Below are 15,838 nucleotides of genomic sequence, written 5' to 3'. Positions count from 1 at the left end.
TTCAAATTCTGTCGTCGGACCGTCGTTACTTCGACAGTTCGACTTCCTCGAAGTCCAGCTCGACCGGGGTAGCGCGACCGAAGATCGACACCGACACCTTGACCTTGCTCTTCTCGAAATCCAGTTCCTCGACCGTGCCGACGAAGCTGGCGAAGGGTCCGCCGAGAACCTTGACCGAATCGCCGATTTCATAGTCCACATTGACCTTGTGGCGGGGCGCGGCGGCGGCCTCTTCCTTGGTGTTCAGAATGCGCGCGGCCTCTGCCTCGGTGATCGCCTGCGGCTTGCCGGAGGAGCCGAGGAAGCCCGTCACCTTGGGCGTGTTCTTGACGAGGTGATAGACGTCGTCGTTCATGTTCAGCTTGGCGAGGACATAGCCGGGGAAGAACTTCCGCTCCGACTGCACCTTCTTGCCGCGCCGCACTTCCGTGACGGTCTCGGTGGGAACCTCGACGGCCTCCACGAGCTGGTCAAGGCCCAGACGGGTCGCCTCCGACGTGATCGAATCACGCACCTTGTTCTCAAAGCCTGAATAGGCGTGGATGATGTACCAGCGCGCCATTATTGTCCCTGCAACTCCAATTGATAATCGCCCACCATAGGTAACGGGCCGGATTACTGACCCGCGGCGAGCTTCAGAAGGCCCTTGACGATCCAGCCGAAGAAGCTGTCCACGCCAAAGAAGAACAGGGCCAGCGTCGTCGTCATGATGACCACCATCACCGTCGTCATCATGGTTTCCCGATTGCTCGGCCATGCGATCTTCTTCCGCTCGGTCTGGACCTGCCGGATGAACTCGCCGGGGGATGTCTTCGCCACGATGACTTGCACCTTCTAAAACGATGGACGGCTAAAACGATTGACGGACGAATCGGCAGGCCGATTCCGGCCCGCGCCGGATCAGCCCATCATATCCGTCTGAATATGGAAGTCGCCCCATACGCGGGAACATAACGGGGCGCAAGGTCTGGCAGGAGTGGAGGGACTCGAACCCACGGCATTCGGTTTTGGAGACCGACGCTCTACCAGCTGAGCTACACTCCTCCGGCCGACGAGCGCCCATTAGCCGGACCTGCCGCACGGTGCAAGGGGTGAGTCGCCATTCGGCGGCGATGTTTGCAAAAGCATGGTCGCGCATCCTGCGACGGCTTGCTGGCGCGGCCGGGCCGGGCTAGCCTGCCCGCCGCCGTGCATCATACCGTCATCGACCCCATCATGCTCCTCAGAGCCTATGGCATCGGCATTTTCCCGATGTCCCATTCGGCCGACGATCCCGATATTTTCTGGGTGGAGCCACGGCGGCGGGCGATTCTGCCGCTGGACGCGCTCCATGTCTCCCGCTCGCTGCGCAAGACGATCCGCGCCGACCGTTTCCGGGTCACGGCGGACCGGGCCTTTGCGCAGGTGGTGCAGGGATGCGCCGCAATCACCGGCGACCGGCAGGACACATGGATCAACGAACCGATCTTCGAAGCGTGCCGACGCCTCCACGCCATGGGCCACGCCCACAGCATCGAATGCTGGGAGGGGGACGAGCTGGTCGGCGGCCTCTATGGCATATCGCTGGGCCGCGCCTTCTTCGGCGAGAGCATGTTCTCGCGCCGGACGGATGCGTCGAAAGTGGCGCTGGCGTGGCTGGTCGCGCGGTTGAAGGCGGGTGGATTCGCCCTGCTCGACTGCCAGTTCATGACGGATCATCTGGCGTCGATGGGCGCCCGCGAGATCAGCGGGCGGGCCTATTCCGCGCTGCTGGCGCCCGCGGTGGCCGAATCGGTGCCGGGGCTGCCGGATGTCGGCGCGGGCGATTTTTCCGCGCTGGACGGGCTGGCCGCGCCGTCCGTGCCGGGCTTCCTGCCGGATGGCTTGCCGTCGCCGGACGCCTTCACCGTATCGGGGCCGGTTTCGGGCCAGCTCATCGTGCAGCTCTTGACCCAGACGTCATAGATCGGGTGCTGCACGGCGTTGCGGTCGGGCCGTTCGCGGAACAGCCAGCCCGAAAAGACGCGATGCCATTTATTGTCGCGCGTTTCCTGCACGTCGAGCTGGACGAAGGCGCCCGTCTCCGGCGGGTCTTCCCATGGCGCGGTCTGCTCGCAAGCGCGCAGCCGCACGATGGCCGCGCCGACGCGCAGCGCCTGCCCCGGCTTCATGGTCAGGTCGCGGGTCAGGCCGTTGCGCTTGTTCAGCAGCCCGACGACCGCCACCCGCTCCGCCATGGGCGTGCCGGGCAGCGATTCGGCGATGGGGGCGGTGGACGGGCCGGACTGGACCGCCGTCACCCGGTTGGCGGCGGGATCGCCCTGAATCGGATCTTTCCTGTCGCCGCAGCCGCTCAGCAGGGCGAGCGCGAGCAACGCACCGGCGGCGCAAATCGGCGCGGAAGCTCTGGCGCGCCCGGAAGCATCGACCGGTTTCAGGAGCGCGACCGGGCCAAGAATCCCGACCGGCCCCAGAATCCCCACCGGAACGCCGTCCGTCAAACGGCCCGGAACAGCATGGCTCATTGGCCGTCGGGCGCCCATGCCTCATAATCGCCGGTCGCGGCCTGGCGGCGACCACCCTGCTCCAGCGCGCCGGACGGGCGATAGGCCCGGTCCGTGCCGGTCAGGTTAGGGGTGAATTCGGTTTCCCAGATGCGCGGCGGCGGCAGGTTGCTCTCCGGCGCGCCCTCGATGGTGCCGTGCAGCCAGCCATGCCATTCGGCGGGCACGCGGCTGGCGTCGTTGGGACCATTGTAGATCACCCAGCGGCGCGGATTGCCATGGACGTCCTTGCCGCCCTCGAAATAGACGTTGCCCTGATGGTCCTCGCCCACCTTGCTGCCGTTCCGGGCGCTGAAAAGCGACGTGCCAATGGTGGCGCCGTCCCACCAGGTGAAGATCTTGCCGAGGATTCCCATGGCCACGCGCTTAGCCGTTCGGGGGGGGCATTGGCAAGACGCTATGGGGGGGGGAATAGCGCGCGGCGGGGAAAGAGGGCTGCAACGCTGACGCGTGGTCCTGATGACACGACCAGGATCCACAGGCCTGACCGCACGAGCCAGATCGGGGGCGAACGAGCAGGACAGCGGCGATGCCGCCGCAGATTGCGGCTATCGTGGGAGCGGGGCGATGGACAGGACGAAGATGGCGCGGGATCGTCATCCGATTTGCCGGACCGTTGGACGAGACAGCAGGCCCTCGTCCGATTGCATCGCGTCGGCTGCCCCAGCCTTATGATTTACCGCGTTTTCCGCGCCAGCAGAGGATGCCACCTGCTGCGAAAACGCTCTGATTCCGTCTCGACATTGGCCTGGCTCCGGGGCGTGATGGCCGGGATGACGCTCCTGCCTTCAGCGAGCGAGCGACCAGACTCAAGGTGCGGCGGGGCAGAAGGCCAGCGGGTTGATCGGCGCGCCCGGTTGCCCGCGCCCTTCCCGGCAATCGCCCCATTCGACCCGGTCGTTCGCCGCGATGCCCAGCCGCGCCGCCTCCCCCGCGCCGATCTCCGCCACCGCGCTGACCGGCTCGCCCGCCGACAGGGGGTGCAGATCCTGCGGCTTGCCATGCAGGACCGCCGCGACCGTCCCGTCCGGGCGGATGAACAGCAGGTCGAGCGGCAGCGGCGTGTCCTTCATCCAGAAACTGGCGGTGCGCGGCAGGGTGAAGGGGAACAACATGCCATGCCCCTGCGGCAGGTCGGCGCGGTGCATCAGCCCCTGCTCCTGCTCCGCCGCCGTCACCGCCACCTCCATGGTGAAGGCGCGGGTGCCGCCGGTGGTGGCGACGCGCAGCGGCACCGTGGATCGCGCGGTCGCGCCGGACTGCGCCGCCGCGCCATTCGCTCCATCCTCCTGCGGCCCGGACGCCCCCCGGCAACCGCACAGGAGGAGCGAGAGGGCGAGGGCCGAAAGAGGCAGGGAAAGCGCGCGCATCGCCGCGTCCTACCATCCCCTAAGACTTTGGTCGCGCTTGATAACCATGCCCCGCTGCCGTTAACCATCCTTTAGCGGGGGCAGGCGGATAGTGATCCCGCAGGGGATACAACAGGAGGCCGACATGGCCATGAGTGCCCAACTACTGATCGAAAGCCGTATGCAGGATGCCCTGGGTGGCGATCCCGGCGCCTGTTTCGACCTGGGCGTCGCGCACAGTTGCGGGACGTTGGCCGAAACCAATCTGGTCGAGGCGCATAAATGGTTCGATCTGGCCGCGATCGGCGGTTTTTCCTCCGCCGAGAAATATCGGGCGCAGGTCGCCCGCAACATGTCCCGGCGCGAGATTGCGGAGGCGCGCCGCCGCCTGCGCCTGATCGAACTGTCGCACGTCCGTCAGGTCGCCCGCTTCTCCGCCTCCGTCTTTGCCTGAGCTGGGGGCCTGAGCTGGGGGCCTGAATTTCGACCGGGCCTGAGCCGGACAGCCCTGCACCCTCAGTCCTCGTCACCATCCTCCCCGCCGGGCGGCATTTCCCCCGGCGCGGCATCGACCCAGCGGGCCGCCGTCGCAAAATCATGGCCCGCGCGGATGAAGGCCGCGATCTGCTTCTGCCGGTCCTCCCGCGCCACCCGCTCCCCGGCATAGGGGCCGATCCGCTTGCGCCGGGCCAATATATTGGCCGCCTGCCAGCCCTCCCCCGCCGAACGGGCCATCGCCTCGCCCCGGTCCTCCTCCGCTATGCCCGCCTCGTCCAGCGCCGCCGCGATGCGCCGCGTGCCATAGCCGCGCCGGGCCAGCGCCGTGCCCCGCATCGTCGCGAACGCCCCGTCATCGACATAGCGCAGATCCGCCAGCCGCCCGACCAGCGCCGCCACGTCGGGCGCATCCTCCCCCGCCCATCCCCGCTCACGCAGCTTGCGCCGCAGATAGGTGGACAGTTTCGCCCGGCTGGTGGCGTAGCGGGCGGCATAATGCAGCGCCAGCTCCTCCAGGCGGGTGGAATCCAGCGGTTTGGGCGCGGGTTTTTGACGGTTTGGGGTCATGCGCCATCTTTATGCCACTTTCGGCCGTATATGTGCAGGGGTCGTATTCCGCCCCTGGGTCGCACCCGGATTGATTGGGGGCCGGACGACAGGTTCATAAGGAAAATGACGCAAATGCTTGCCACGCCCACCCACGATAGCCTGCCACGCCGCTTTGCCGATTTCGGCACGCTGGGCGAAGCACTGGACTATGCGGCGGCGGGCCAGCGCGGCCTGAATTTCCATGATCCGCGCGGCAACCTGCGCCGCGCCTATCCTTTCGCGGAAATGCGGGCGGACGCGATCGGCTGCGCCCACCGCATGATCGCCCATGGCGTGAAGCCGGGCGACCGCATCGCGCTGGTCGCGGAGACGGGCGAGCAGTTCGCGCAGGCGTTCTTCGGCGCCATTTATGCGGGCGCATGGCCGGTGCCGCTGCCGCTGCCGACCAGCTTCGGCGGCAAGGAAAGCTATATCGACCAGCTGGCGGTGCAGTTGCAGTCGAGCGACCCGCTGATGCTCTTCTACCCCGAAGAACTGTCCGAAATGGCGGGCGAGGCCGCGCGCCAGTGCAACGTCGAGGGTGTCGACTACACCAGCTTCCTCGCACGGCCCGTCGTGCCCGGCGCCCTGCCGCAGGCGGAGCCGGACGATGTCTGCTACCTCCAGTACAGCAGCGGCTCGACCCGTTTCCCGCATGGCGTCGCGGTCACGCACCGCGCCCTCCTCGCCAACCTCGCCGCGCACAGCCATGCGATGCAGGTGATCGAGACGGATCGCTGCATCAGCTGGCTGCCCTGGTATCATGACATGGGGCTGGTCGGCTGCTTCCTGTCCATCGTCGCCAACCAGATTTCGACCGACTATCTCAAGACGGAGGATTTCGCCCGCCGTCCGCTCGCCTGGCTGGACATGATCAGCCGGAACGAGGGGACCAGCGCCAGCTATTCCCCCACCTTCGGCTACGACATCTGCGCGCGCCGCATGTCGAGCCAGACGAAGGCGTCCGACCGTTTCGACCTGTCGCGCTGGCGCATCGCAGGCAATGGCGCGGACATGATCCGCCCTGACGTGATGCAGAGCTTCGTCGACGCCTTTGCGGAGGCGGGGTTCAGCCCCGGTGCCTTCCTGCCCAGCTATGGCCTTGCCGAAACCACGCTGGCCGTCACCATCATGCCGCCGGGCGAGGGCATTGTGGTCGAACTGGTCGAGGAAACCGACCTCAGCGGCGGCGAAGTCAATGGCGAGCGGCCGCAGCGGTTCCGCGCCATCGTCAACTGCGGCAAGCCGGTGCAGGGCATGGTCGTGGAAATCCGCGACGAGGATGGCGGCGTCCTGCCCGAAAAGCAGATCGGCAAGGTCTGGACCACCGGCACCTCGCTCATGACCGGCTATTTCCGCGATCAGGAGGCGACCGACGCCTGCATGTTCGATGGCTGGCTGGACACCGGCGACATGGGCTATCTGTCCGACGGCTATCTCTACATCGTCGGCCGCGCCAAGGACATGATCATCATCAACGGCAAGAATCACTGGCCGCAGGACATCGAATGGGCGGTGGAGCAGCTCCCCGGCTTCAAGCAGGGCGACATCGCGGCCTTTGCGATCACCACGCCGGGCGGTGAGGAAACGCCCGCCGTGCTGGTCCATTGCCGCACGTCGGACGATGCCGAGCGCACCCGCCTGCGCGACGATATTCGCGAGCGTGTCCGGGCGATTACCGGCATGCATTGCGTCGTCGAACTGGTTCCCCCGCGCACCCTGCCGCGCACCAGCAGCGGCAAACTCAGCCGTTCAAAGGCGCGCAAGCTGTATCTTGAGGGTGAGATCGTCCCCTACGCCATCGCGGCCTGACGCCGCGCCGGGGCGGCGTTCGCGGCCCCGGAGTGTCGGCCGGCGACGAGAGCCAGCGAAGAGGACGCTGTCGGGTCCGGTCCGCCTGGCCGGATCGGGCGTTGTACGTCTGGGCCGGACGGGCTGTGATCTCATCAGCCTGCCGGTCATTGGGCCAACCTTCTTGCGCTCCGAACTATAGACCGCCCGGCGGGCAGCCGGTTCAGGGACAGCCGTCCGGCCAGTCCACGCATCGCCAGTCGCGGCAATCCCGCTAACAGGCAACGGCCCACAAGGCGCTAATCCGATCCATATTGTTTCAATTGCGCGATCGAAGCTGGAGACAGCGGCCGGATTTGCACATTCCTGAACATGATTTCGGCCATCTCCAGCTCTAACGCTATTCTGCCGCCGGTCAGGGGCACTTGCTTGCCGCGTTCATCCTTGCGCATCTTGAACAAGGTGTTGACGATCCTGCCGTTGACCAGCTGTGCGGCCTGATCATCGAACACATAGAGATCGACCTCATTCCAGTCGTCCAGGCGTGCGAACTCACCCGCGTGGCGGTGCCATTGCCGCCGATATGGCCCCGCCTGAACCGGCTCCTGATAGACAGCGGGAAACGCCGGTATCCCATTGGGCCAAAGCGGCGTGCCGCCGAGAAGCGGCCCTTGCAACGCAAGCGTGTTGACCATGATCGCGTCACCGACATCCCCCTCTTCCAGTTGGAATTCCACGCAATCGGGGAAGAGCCGGTCCGTCTCCTGACCCATATGGTATAAAATGCCGCTGTTCCGTCGTTGCAGCTTTCGCGGGGACCATCTCCGGCTGCCATATCGAAATTGCAGCCGGAGATGGTAATTTTGCCATGCCGCCTTCGTGGAAATATGTCCGGGAGGCGCATCGTCACCAACATATCCCGGGCCAAGAAATGACAGAATCCCATCCTCGATGGAGACAGCATGTCTTGTATCTACGGTGCCGACACCCTCCTGGTAGAAGTGCCAGTCGTTGAGCGAATTGCCGTCAGAACGGGGCCGTCATCCTTCATCGACAGCCGCTGAGGAAGCCTGAAAAGACAATGCCGTCAGCGCAGCAAGGGACAGTGAGCCGCACAGCCTATCACGCGGATTCAGGACATCCTCTCGATCACGTTATACTTATAATTATCATTCTATTTCATGCCGTGGCGCAGTGCTTTTCTACCTCACCATGGCATGTCAGTCGTATCTCTGTCAGAGACTATGCGCGGGTCGTGCGGCGGTTGCAGGCGTCAAAGGGCGTCCCTGATCGTCGGTCCCATGTCTGGGACGCCTCCCGCCCCTCACCGCTCGCGCGGTACATATTCATCGGGATCGGGGCCGGACATGTCGTCCTCCGGCAAGCCGGTGCCGACTTCCGCCGCCAGCCGCCGCCCTTCGCGCTTGCGCGCCAGTTCCGCCTCGGCGCGCCACACCAGCGCCGCCTTTTCCGCAATGTCGCGCACATTGGGCAACGTGGCCCGGGCCGCCTTTTCCAGATGGGCCTTTTCCTGAAGACCGCAGAATTCGGATGACAATTGCATGGGCCTGTCCTTTTCGAAAAGGGAGAGGGCCGCAGCGCCAATACCCTCCGTCAACCGGGCGGCGCGGCGCTTTCAAAACGCCTGCCTCCCTGTCACAGCCATGGTCATGGGCGGTCGCATCCGCCGACGTGATGCCCGACCCTATCATAGGCGGCGCGGAAAGGACAGCCGCGCCTCCACCCCCCTCCGAAGAATCCGGGGACAGGAGTCGCACGCCTCTGCCCCTGCCCCCTGCCCCCCGTCTCTGCCCCTCTGTCCCTGCGCGCCCATTCCGCCGACCCTACCCCTCCAGCCCCATCGCGATGGCGACCAGCGCCGCCACGGTCGGCGCGTCATCCTCCCGGCGCCACGCCAGCCCGGTTTCCAGTTCCGGCGCGCCCTCGGCAAAGGCGATGTAGCGCACGCCCGTCCGCGCCAGATGCCGCAGCGACGCGGGGACAAGCGCCATGCCCAGCCCTGCGGAGACCAGGCTGATGATCGTCTGCATCTGGATCGCCTCCTGCCGGATCACCGGCTCGTGCCCGCGCGACCGATAATAGCCCAGCACCAGCTCATGGAAATCGGGCGACACCCGCGCCGGAAAGATGATGAGCGGCCGCGTCATCCAGCCATCGCCGTGCAGCAACAGCGCCTCGCCACCGCCGTCCCCGCCTCCGCCTCCGCCTCCGGGTGCGATGACGCGCGCCGCCCTGTCATCGGCGCCGGAGCCATCCTTGTCCTTTGCGCTGGTTCCGCCCCCCGCGCCCGCCACGTCCAGCAATCCGTCCGCAATCCAGCTTTCCGGCACGGCGGCGACCAGTGGCTCGCGCAGCAGCGGCCGATAGTCCAGCGCTGACGGCAGGGTGGCGCGGGCGGAAATCACGATGCCCGCGTCAATCTCCCCCGCCACCAGCGCCGCGACCTGTATGTCGCTCGTCGCCTCGACCAGTTCCAGCTCCACATCGGGAAAGGCCGCCGAATAGTGCTGCACCAGACGGGGCAGCAGGCTGTAGTCGGCGGTGCTGACGAAGGCGAGCGAGAGGCGGCCCAGCAGCCCCGTCTGCAACCGCTGCGCCAGCGTGGGCAGCGCGTCGATCCCCTCCACCGCAGGGCGGACATGCGCCAGCCACTGGCGGCCAAAGGGGGTCAGTGCCACGCTGCGCTTCGACCGGACGAACAGGGGCGCGCCCACCGCCCGCTCCAGCGCCAGGATCGACTGGCTCAGCGGCGGCTGCGTCATGCCCAGCCGTTCGGCGGCGCGGCCGAAATGCAGCGTGTCGGCCACCGCGATGAAATGGCGCAACGGGCGCAGGTCCAGCATCGAACAAAGTCTCCTAACGACTTAATGATGGCTCCATAATATATTTCACAACCTTTGACGGAAAGCCTATTTCGGTTGTTAAACCAGAAATGACCAAGGACCGCGGACATGCCCCATTATCGTTCACGCACCAGCACCCATGGCCGCAACATGGCCGGCGCGCGCGGCCTGTGGCGCGCCACAGGCATGACGGACGAGGATTTCGGCAAGCCGATCATCGCGGTCGTCAACAGCTTTACCCAGTTCGTGCCCGGCCATGTCCACCTCAAGGATCTCGGCCAGCTCGTCGCGCGGGAGATTGAGGCGGCGGGCGGCGTCGCCAAGGAATTCAACACCATCGCGGTCGACGACGGCATCGCCATGGGCCATGGCGGCATGCTCTATTCGCTGCCCAGCCGCGACCTCATCGCCGACAGCGTCGAATATATGGCCAACGCGCACTGCGCCGACGCGCTGGTGTGCATCTCCAACTGCGACAAGATCACGCCCGGCATGCTGATGGCCGCGATGCGCCTGAACATCCCCGCCATCTTCGTGTCCGGCGGGCCGATGGAGGCGGGCAAGGCGGACATTCGCGGCCAGACGCTCGCCCTCGACCTGGTCGACGCCATGGTCGTCGCCGCCGACGACAAATATACGGACGAGGAAGTCGCCGTCATCGAACGCTCCGCCTGCCCGACCTGCGGCAGTTGTTCCGGCATGTTCACCGCCAATTCGATGAACTGCCTGACGGAGGCATTGGGCCTCTCGCTGCCCGGCAACGGCTCCGTCCTCGCCACGCACGCCGACCGCGAAAAACTGTTCCGGGAGGCGGGCCGCACCATCGTCGACCTCGCCAAGCGCTGGTATGAGCAGGACGACGCCACTGCCCTCCCCCGCTCCATCGCCAGCTTCGCCGCGTTCGAAAATGCGATGAGCCTCGACATTGCGATGGGCGGGTCGACCAACACCGTCCTCCACCTCCTCGCCGCCGCGCATGAGGGGGAGGTGCATTTCACCATGGCCGACATCGACCGGCTGTCGCGCCGCGTGCCCTGCCTGTGCAAGGTCGCGCCCGCTAAGCAGGACGTGCATATGGAGGACGTTCACCGCGCGGGCGGCATCATGGCGATCCTGGGCCAGCTCGACAAGGCGGGCCTGCTCGACACATCGCTGCCCACCGTCCATGCCCCCACGCTGGGCGACGCGCTCGACCGCTGGGACATCAGCCGGACGGAAAGCGAGAGCGTGCGCGAGTTCTTCAAGGCCGCGCCGGGCGGCGTCCGCACCACGGTCGCGTTCAGCACCAGCAACCGCTGGAAGGAACTGGACACCGACCGGGAGGCGGGCGTGATCCGCAGCGCTGAGCATCCCTTCTCCAAGGATGGTGGACTGGCCGTCCTGTTCGGCAATATCGCGCCGGAAGGCTGCATCGTAAAGACGGCGGGCGTGGACGATTCCAACCTGACCTTCCATGGCACCGCCCGCGTCTATGAAAGCCAGGACGCGGCGGTCGCGGGCATCCTCGGCAACGAGGTGGTGGAGGGCGACGTGGTCGTCATCCGCTACGAAGGGCCGAAGGGCGGGCCGGGCATGCAGGAAATGCTCTACCCCACCAGCTATCTGAAGTCGAAGGGGCTGGGCAAGGCGTGCGCGCTCATCACCGACGGGCGTTTTTCCGGCGGTACGTCGGGCCTCTCCATCGGCCATGTCTCGCCCGAAGCTGCCGAGGGCGGCCTGATCGCGCTGGTCAACACTGGCGACCCCATCGTCATCGACATCCCTAACCGCGTCATCCGGCTGGACGTGGACGATGCCGAACTGGCGCACCGGCATGAGGCGATGGTGGAGCGCGGCAAGAAGGCGTGGAAGCCGTTCGGCCGGGTCCGCGCCGTCTCGCCCGCCCTGCGCGCCTATGCCGCCCTGACCACCAACGCCGCGCGCGGTGCGGTGCGCGACGTCAGCCAGGTCGAAAAGGACTGAACGGCAGGGCGCTTCTGCGGGGGCGCCCTATCCGGTCCGGACGCGACTTCCGGCGGATCGGCCGGGGGATAGGCTGTCCAGCATCCCATCTTGCGCGCCCGCATGTGGCCGGGGCACAGAACATGACCCTGCCTTAGAGCGTGATACCTTCCCTTGGGACCGTCATTGCGAGCGTAGCGAAGCAATGCAGAGGGCATCGGGCCGCGATGGATTGCTTCGCTGCGCTCGCCATGACGCGATGGGTGATCTCATGCCATCCGGCTCTGGCCGCGCCACATTCCACGCTGATGCTCCGCCTTCCCTCGCCCTGCCGGAACGGAGCCACCCGCGTCAGACAGCCCGGTCCCGCAATCGACATGCAGGCCAGACGCTGCCGAAAATGGGTCTTCCCTGCCCTTTTGAAGCCGAGGCCCTGACTCGGCCCCGCCCTAGCGCCAGCCCATTTCCAGCGCGATCTGCTCCCGCTGCCGGTCCAGCGCGCCATCCGGGGCCATCGCCTGCGCCGCCGCCATGATCTCACCGATCGCGCTGCCCGCCTGCCGATACTGGCCGCCCGTCGCCGCGCCACTGTTTTGCAAGCGCTCGACGGCCCAGCGCCCCTCGTCCCGGCAGGCGAGACCGGACAGGCCATCGGTCTGGAACACGCGGCAATAGCGGCCCTCACCATTGCGCAGGGACAGGAGGATCTGCACGGGCTGCGGATCGGCGGAGGCCAGTTGCGTGGTCAGCGCCGTGTCGAGCGCACCCTGCGCCACCAGTCGCCCGCCCACCGTGCCGACGGGACCGCCCCCCGGAATCTGCCCCCCCAGGATCAGGCCGATGGCGAGCGACGCCGCGATGGCCCCGCCCGTGATCCAGCCGGTGATGCGGCGCGCGGGTGCCGCGCGACTCACCGTTTCGGCGCGCGCCACCCGGACCGCGTTCAGATCGACCACCTGCGCCGTCGCGACGGGCGCGCGCACGGCATCCAGCAGCCTGTCCGGCACCGGCATGTCCAGCACGGGCGCAAAGCGCGCCTGCAACCGCGCGCGCAACGCCCGGTGCCGCGCCACATCCTCCGCCAGGGCCGGGTCGGCGGCCATGGCAGCCTCCACCCGTGCCCGGTCCGCCTCGTCCAGTTGCCCCTCCGCATAGGCGGCGAGCGTGTCCCGATCGATCGTCATTGTTGGCCCTCCAACAGCGAATACAGGGCATCGCGACCCCGCGCGAACCGCGAACTCAGCGTGCCCACCGGGCAACCGATGATGTCGGCCGCCTCCTGATACCCATATCCCTCCACCATCACCAGCAGCACCGCCTCGCGCTGTTCGTCGGGCAGTTGCGCCAGCGCGCGGTCGACGAAGGCCAGCTCCGTGCGCGCTTCCTGCTGGCCGGGCGCTCCCACGGCGAGGCCCGCCGCCGCCTCGGCAAAGGTCTGCCGGCGGCGGTTGGTCGCGCGGACTTCGTCGATCCACAGATTGCGCATGATCCGGTACATCCAGCTGTCGAGCCGCGTTCCCTCGGCCCATTGCTGCCGGGCCTTGAGCGCGCGCTCTATGGTCATCTGGCAAAGGTCGTCGCCCGTGGCGAGGTCGCGGGACAGGCTCGCCGCAAACCGGCGGAGCCGGGGCAGCAGGGCCACTATGCCATCCTCGAATTGCGTGCTCAGAACAAATGCCTTCCTGTCTGGGGATGCAACGGGCCGGGTCATCCGTTTCATCCATTGCATAGCGCGTTTTTTCGCGTGACAGGATGAAGAATGATGACGCGCCGCCTGATCCCCGCCCTGCTCCTCTGCACCGCCCCGGCCCTTGTCGCCGACGGGCCTGCCGTCGCGCAGATCGGCGTGCCCGACGTGGGGGAAGCGGTGGGCGGGACGGTGGGGTCGACGCTGGACCGCACGGGCGACACGCTGGGCCGCATAGCCCCGGTGGAGAGCGTGACCGCGCCCGTCCGCTCCGTCGCGGGCATGGCGCGCGACCGGATCGAGCGCCTGCGCGATTTCCTGCGCCTCAACCGGGCCAGCGTCGAGGCCGACGAACAGGGCGAACCGGCCCGGCGCGGGGTCGTGCTGATGCTGGATGGGGACGCGGCGGCGCTGGACAAAGTGCGGACGCTGGGCTTCCTGACGCAGGGCGCGGAGGATTTCGGCAATCTCGGCCTCTCCGCCACGCAACTGACCGTGCCGCAGGGGCTGGCCCTGCCCGCCGCGCTCGCCCGATTGCGGGCCGCGCTGCCGGACCGGACATTCACCGCCGACCAGTTGCTGTTCCCCAGCGGCGAAGGAGCCGGGGCCGCCCCGCTCGCAACCGCCGCGGGGAAGGGCGCGATCCGCACCCCCGTCGGCCTGATCGACGGCGGCGTGGGATCGGCGGTTGCCGTGCGCGCCGCGCGCGGTTTCGCGACCGGCGCACCCAACGCCAGCGACCATGGCACCGCCATCGCCTCCCTGCTGCGCTATGCCGGTGTGCAGGCCATCGTCTCCGCCGATGTCTTTGGCCGCGATCCGGCGGGCGGCAGCGCGCTGGCCATTGTGCGGGCGCTCGACTGGATGCAGGGGCAGAGCGTGCCCGTCGTTTCGATCAGCCTGACCGGGCCGAGCAACCCGCTGCTCGCCCGCGCGGTCGGCCTATGCGCCGCGCGCGGCATGGTGATTGTCGCGGCGGTGGGCAATGACGGTCCCGCCGCGCCGCCGGCCTATCCCGCCTCCTATCCCGCCGTGCTGGCCGTGACCGGAGTGGATGGCCGCAACCGCGCGCTGATCGAGGCGGGGCGCGCCGCGCATCTCGACTATGCCGCCCCGGCGGCGGACATGGCCGCGATGGATGCGCGCCGTCGCTGGCACAGGGTGCGGGGCACATCCTTCGCCGTCCCGCTGGTCGCCGCCCGCGTCGCCGCGATGAAGGATGCCGGGCGGGACGGGGCGGCCTTGCGCGCCGCATTGGACGCGCAGGCCCGCGATCTCGGTCCCAAAGGGCCGGATGCGCTGTATGGGCGCGGGCTGCTGTGCGGCGATTGCCGGCCCCGTGCTGAAAAATTTCCGCCCGATGGATGAAATCGGAAAGAGGGTCCGTTTGCCTTGATGAGAGTGCCGGGAAAAGGCGCTCAAGATACAAGGAAGGACATGTCATGAACAAGATTCTCCTCGCAACCGGCGCTCTGATCCTCGCGGCGACGACGCCGGCGTCCGCACAGCTTCTGGGCGGCGGCGGCGGCCTCGCTGGCGGTGTCGGCGGCGGTCTGGGCGGTGGCATCGGCGGCGTCGGCGGCGTCGGCGGCACGATGGACAGCGTGCGCGGCACGACGCAGGGCGGCCTGTCCGGCGCAGGCAGCACCACCGGCCAGACCCGCGTGGATCGTCGCAGCGGCTCCGTCGCGGTCGACCGTTCGGTCGATGGCGCGGTCGGCGGCAACGTCGGCCAGACGCTCGACACGCCGGCCCGCACGGTCAACGGCACGGCGTCCGGCAATGCGGCGGGCAGCGTCAATGCCTCCGGCGACGCGCAACTGGTGGGCACGGACGCGGTGCGCGGCGCCGTCTCCTCGGCACGCTCGTCCGCCGCGTCGACCACGGGCGCGGTGCGCTCCACCGCCTCCGACACCGTGCGCGGCACCAGCGGCGCGGTGACCCGCACCGTCGGCAATGCGGCGGGCAGCGCATCCGGCGCGGCCAGCGGCAGTGCGACCGGCAGCGACAGCGGCGCGCTGAACGCGACCGGCAATCAGCTCGCCCTAGCCAACAGCGCGGCGGCCAATGCCTCCGGCGCGTTCGCCATCGAACCTGGCATGGCGGTCCAGTCGGTCAGGGGCCAGACCATCGGCCGCGTGCGGCAGGTCGTCGCGGACAGCCGGGGCCGGGTGCAGTCGCTGCTGGTCGATGTGAAAGGCCGCACCGCCACCCTGCCCGCCGCCAATTTCTCCGGGCAGGGCGGCGCGCTGGTCTCCGCCATGGGTGTGGGCCAGATCGGCAAGATTGCGAAGAAGGCGCAGGGGTCCGGCACCGCGCAGGGTGCGGGCAATGCGGCGGCCAGCACCCACTGACACCCCCGCCGATTGAACCATGACGGGTCCGCCGGATGATCGTCCGGCGGATCTTTCATGTCCGCGCGCCAGAGCCTATCGAGATGCAGCCCCTGACGGTCGCCAATCGCGCTTGTCCGATCCTACGGTGCTCGCGTACCCGCTTGAAGCGAGTCTCCCGCCTCGCCTCAAGCGCCTCGGAACACCATCATTCCCGGCACGTCATTTTCTCAATGCCCCTCAC

15 protein-coding genes, 1 tRNA gene and 2 pseudogenes are annotated in these 15,838 nt (G+C 67.6%); 6 read left to right on the top strand and 12 right to left on the bottom strand.

Annotation, left to right across the window (positions count from 1 at the left end):
- Positions 1-25: 25 nt before the first annotated feature.
- The 3 genes from nusG to LWE61_RS06485 all read right to left on the bottom strand — a co-directional run bounded on the left by nusG (position 26) and on the right by LWE61_RS06485 (position 1,044).
- On the bottom strand, positions 26-562 hold the full coding sequence (nusG, locus tag LWE61_RS06495) for a transcription termination/antitermination protein NusG (protein WP_234149227.1): 537 nt from the start codon (positions 560-562) through the stop codon (positions 26-28).
- A gap of 53 nt (positions 563-615) precedes the next feature.
- On the bottom strand, positions 616-819 hold the full coding sequence (secE, locus tag LWE61_RS06490) for a preprotein translocase subunit SecE (protein ID WP_234149226.1): 204 nt from the start codon (positions 817-819) through the stop codon (positions 616-618).
- A gap of 149 nt (positions 820-968) precedes the next feature.
- Positions 969-1,044 (bottom strand) — tRNA-Trp (locus tag LWE61_RS06485).
- 171 nt (positions 1,045-1,215) lie between these two features.
- Between LWE61_RS06485 and aat the strand changes: the two genes are divergently transcribed.
- On the top strand, positions 1,216-1,944 hold the full coding sequence (gene aat / locus LWE61_RS06480) for a leucyl/phenylalanyl-tRNA--protein transferase (RefSeq protein ID WP_326490619.1): 729 nt from the start codon (positions 1,216-1,218) through the stop codon (positions 1,942-1,944).
- A 35-nt stretch (positions 1,945-1,979) separates the two neighbouring features.
- On the opposite strand, the pseudogene LWE61_RS20780 reads toward aat, so the two are convergent.
- The 3 genes and pseudogenes from LWE61_RS20780 to LWE61_RS06465 all read right to left on the bottom strand — a co-directional run.
- A pseudogene (locus LWE61_RS20780) lies at positions 1,980-2,150 on the bottom strand (DUF2155 domain-containing protein); the annotation flags it as partial.
- 350 nt (positions 2,151-2,500) lie between these two features.
- Positions 2,501-2,899, bottom strand: coding sequence for an NADH:ubiquinone oxidoreductase subunit NDUFA12 (locus tag LWE61_RS06470; protein ID WP_234149463.1), 399 nt, complete (start codon positions 2,897-2,899; stop codon positions 2,501-2,503).
- Between the two features lie 453 nt (positions 2,900-3,352).
- Positions 3,353-3,913 (bottom strand): DUF192 domain-containing protein, encoded by a 561-nt coding sequence (locus tag LWE61_RS06465; protein WP_234149225.1) that lies wholly within the window; start codon positions 3,911-3,913, stop codon positions 3,353-3,355.
- 124 nt (positions 3,914-4,037) lie between these two features.
- Here LWE61_RS06465 and LWE61_RS06460 point away from each other — a divergent pair, with 124 nt between their 5' ends.
- Positions 4,038-4,346, top strand: a complete 309-nt coding sequence (locus tag LWE61_RS06460) for an SEL1-like repeat protein (protein ID WP_234149224.1) — start codon at positions 4,038-4,040, stop codon at positions 4,344-4,346.
- Between the two features lie 62 nt (positions 4,347-4,408).
- Here LWE61_RS06460 and LWE61_RS06455 read toward each other — a convergent pair whose 3' ends face one another.
- Entirely contained in the window at positions 4,409-4,957 is a 549-nt protein-coding gene (locus LWE61_RS06455; RefSeq protein WP_234149223.1) for a regulatory protein RecX, read from the bottom strand.
- A gap of 114 nt (positions 4,958-5,071) precedes the next feature.
- On the opposite strand from LWE61_RS06455, the gene LWE61_RS06450 reads away from it, so the two are divergent.
- Positions 5,072-6,790, top strand: coding sequence for a fatty acyl-AMP ligase (locus tag LWE61_RS06450; protein ID WP_234149222.1), 1,719 nt, complete (start codon positions 5,072-5,074; stop codon positions 6,788-6,790).
- A 278-nt stretch (positions 6,791-7,068) separates the two neighbouring features.
- Here LWE61_RS06450 and LWE61_RS06445 read toward each other — a convergent pair.
- The 3 genes and pseudogenes from LWE61_RS06445 to LWE61_RS06435 all read right to left on the bottom strand — a co-directional run.
- Positions 7,069-7,785, bottom strand: a pseudogene (locus LWE61_RS06445) (3-keto-disaccharide hydrolase); the annotation flags it as partial.
- A gap of 308 nt (positions 7,786-8,093) precedes the next feature.
- Positions 8,094-8,333, bottom strand: coding sequence for a hypothetical protein (locus tag LWE61_RS06440; RefSeq protein WP_234149221.1), 240 nt, complete (start codon positions 8,331-8,333; stop codon positions 8,094-8,096).
- 280 nt (positions 8,334-8,613) lie between these two features.
- The gene (locus LWE61_RS06435) at positions 8,614-9,630 is read right to left on the bottom strand and encodes a LysR family transcriptional regulator (RefSeq protein WP_234149462.1); all 1,017 of its coding nucleotides are present in this window, start codon (positions 9,628-9,630) and stop codon (positions 8,614-8,616) included.
- Positions 9,631-9,741: 111 nt separating this feature from the next.
- Between LWE61_RS06435 and ilvD the strand changes: the two genes are divergently transcribed.
- Positions 9,742-11,595 carry a dihydroxy-acid dehydratase gene (ilvD, locus tag LWE61_RS06430; protein WP_234149220.1) on the top strand — a complete coding sequence of 618 codons (1,854 nt, stop codon included), beginning with the start codon at positions 9,742-9,744 and terminating at the stop codon, positions 11,593-11,595.
- Between the two features lie 428 nt (positions 11,596-12,023).
- On the opposite strand, the gene LWE61_RS06425 is transcribed toward ilvD, so the two are convergent.
- Positions 12,024-12,758: an anti-sigma factor gene (locus LWE61_RS06425; RefSeq protein WP_234149219.1), complete on the bottom strand. Its 735-nt coding sequence runs from the start codon at positions 12,756-12,758 to the stop codon at positions 12,024-12,026.
- Complete coding sequence (locus LWE61_RS06420; protein ID WP_234149218.1) at positions 12,755-13,285, bottom strand: RNA polymerase sigma factor; 531 nt, start codon at positions 13,283-13,285, stop codon at positions 12,755-12,757. Before LWE61_RS06420 ends, LWE61_RS06425 begins: the two co-directional genes overlap by 4 nt.
- Positions 13,286-13,333: 48 nt before the next feature.
- Here LWE61_RS06420 and LWE61_RS06415 point away from each other — a divergent pair, with 48 nt between their 5' ends.
- Together LWE61_RS06415 and LWE61_RS06410 are read left to right on the top strand one after the other, a co-directional pair.
- Entirely contained in the window at positions 13,334-14,629 is a 1,296-nt protein-coding gene (locus tag LWE61_RS06415; protein WP_234149217.1) for a S8 family serine peptidase, read from the top strand.
- Positions 14,630-14,703: 74 nt separating this feature from the next.
- Complete coding sequence (locus tag LWE61_RS06410; RefSeq protein ID WP_234149216.1) at positions 14,704-15,615, top strand: hypothetical protein; 912 nt, start codon at positions 14,704-14,706, stop codon at positions 15,613-15,615.
- Positions 15,616-15,838 lie beyond the last annotated feature (223 nt).

Source organism: Sphingobium sufflavum, from assembly GCF_021403115.1.
GTDB lineage: Bacteria > Pseudomonadota > Alphaproteobacteria > Sphingomonadales > Sphingomonadaceae > Sphingobium > Sphingobium sufflavum.
The sequence above is the reverse complement of the archived record's forward strand: the minus strand, read 5'-3'. Positions and strand labels throughout refer to the sequence as shown.

What these genes read in the sequence shown, in the direction of transcription:
- nusG (WP_234149227.1), bottom strand. Translation starts at nt 562, where the DNA reads ATGGCGCGCTGGTACATCATCCACGCCTATTCAGGCTTTGAGAACAAG.
- aat (WP_326490619.1), top strand. Translation starts at nt 1,216, where the DNA reads ATGCTCCTCAGAGCCTATGGCATCGGCATTTTCCCGATGTCCCATTCG.
- LWE61_RS06470 (WP_234149463.1), bottom strand. Translation starts at nt 2,899, where the DNA reads ATGGGAATCCTCGGCAAGATCTTCACCTGGTGGGACGGCGCCACCATT.
- LWE61_RS06465 (WP_234149225.1), bottom strand. Translation starts at nt 3,913, where the DNA reads ATGCGCGCGCTTTCCCTGCCTCTTTCGGCCCTCGCCCTCTCGCTCCTC.
- LWE61_RS06460 (WP_234149224.1), top strand. Translation starts at nt 4,038, where the DNA reads ATGGCCATGAGTGCCCAACTACTGATCGAAAGCCGTATGCAGGATGCC.
- LWE61_RS06455 (WP_234149223.1), bottom strand. Translation starts at nt 4,957, where the DNA reads ATGACCCCAAACCGTCAAAAACCCGCGCCCAAACCGCTGGATTCCACC.
- LWE61_RS06450 (WP_234149222.1), top strand. Translation starts at nt 5,072, where the DNA reads ATGCTTGCCACGCCCACCCACGATAGCCTGCCACGCCGCTTTGCCGAT.
- LWE61_RS06440 (WP_234149221.1), bottom strand. Translation starts at nt 8,333, where the DNA reads ATGCAATTGTCATCCGAATTCTGCGGTCTTCAGGAAAAGGCCCATCTG.
- ilvD (WP_234149220.1), top strand. Translation starts at nt 9,742, where the DNA reads ATGCCCCATTATCGTTCACGCACCAGCACCCATGGCCGCAACATGGCC.
- LWE61_RS06425 (WP_234149219.1), bottom strand. Translation starts at nt 12,758, where the DNA reads ATGACGATCGATCGGGACACGCTCGCCGCCTATGCGGAGGGGCAACTG.
- LWE61_RS06420 (WP_234149218.1), bottom strand. Translation starts at nt 13,285, where the DNA reads ATGACCCGGCCCGTTGCATCCCCAGACAGGAAGGCATTTGTTCTGAGC.
- LWE61_RS06415 (WP_234149217.1), top strand. Translation starts at nt 13,334, where the DNA reads ATGATGACGCGCCGCCTGATCCCCGCCCTGCTCCTCTGCACCGCCCCG.
- LWE61_RS06410 (WP_234149216.1), top strand. Translation starts at nt 14,704, where the DNA reads ATGAACAAGATTCTCCTCGCAACCGGCGCTCTGATCCTCGCGGCGACG.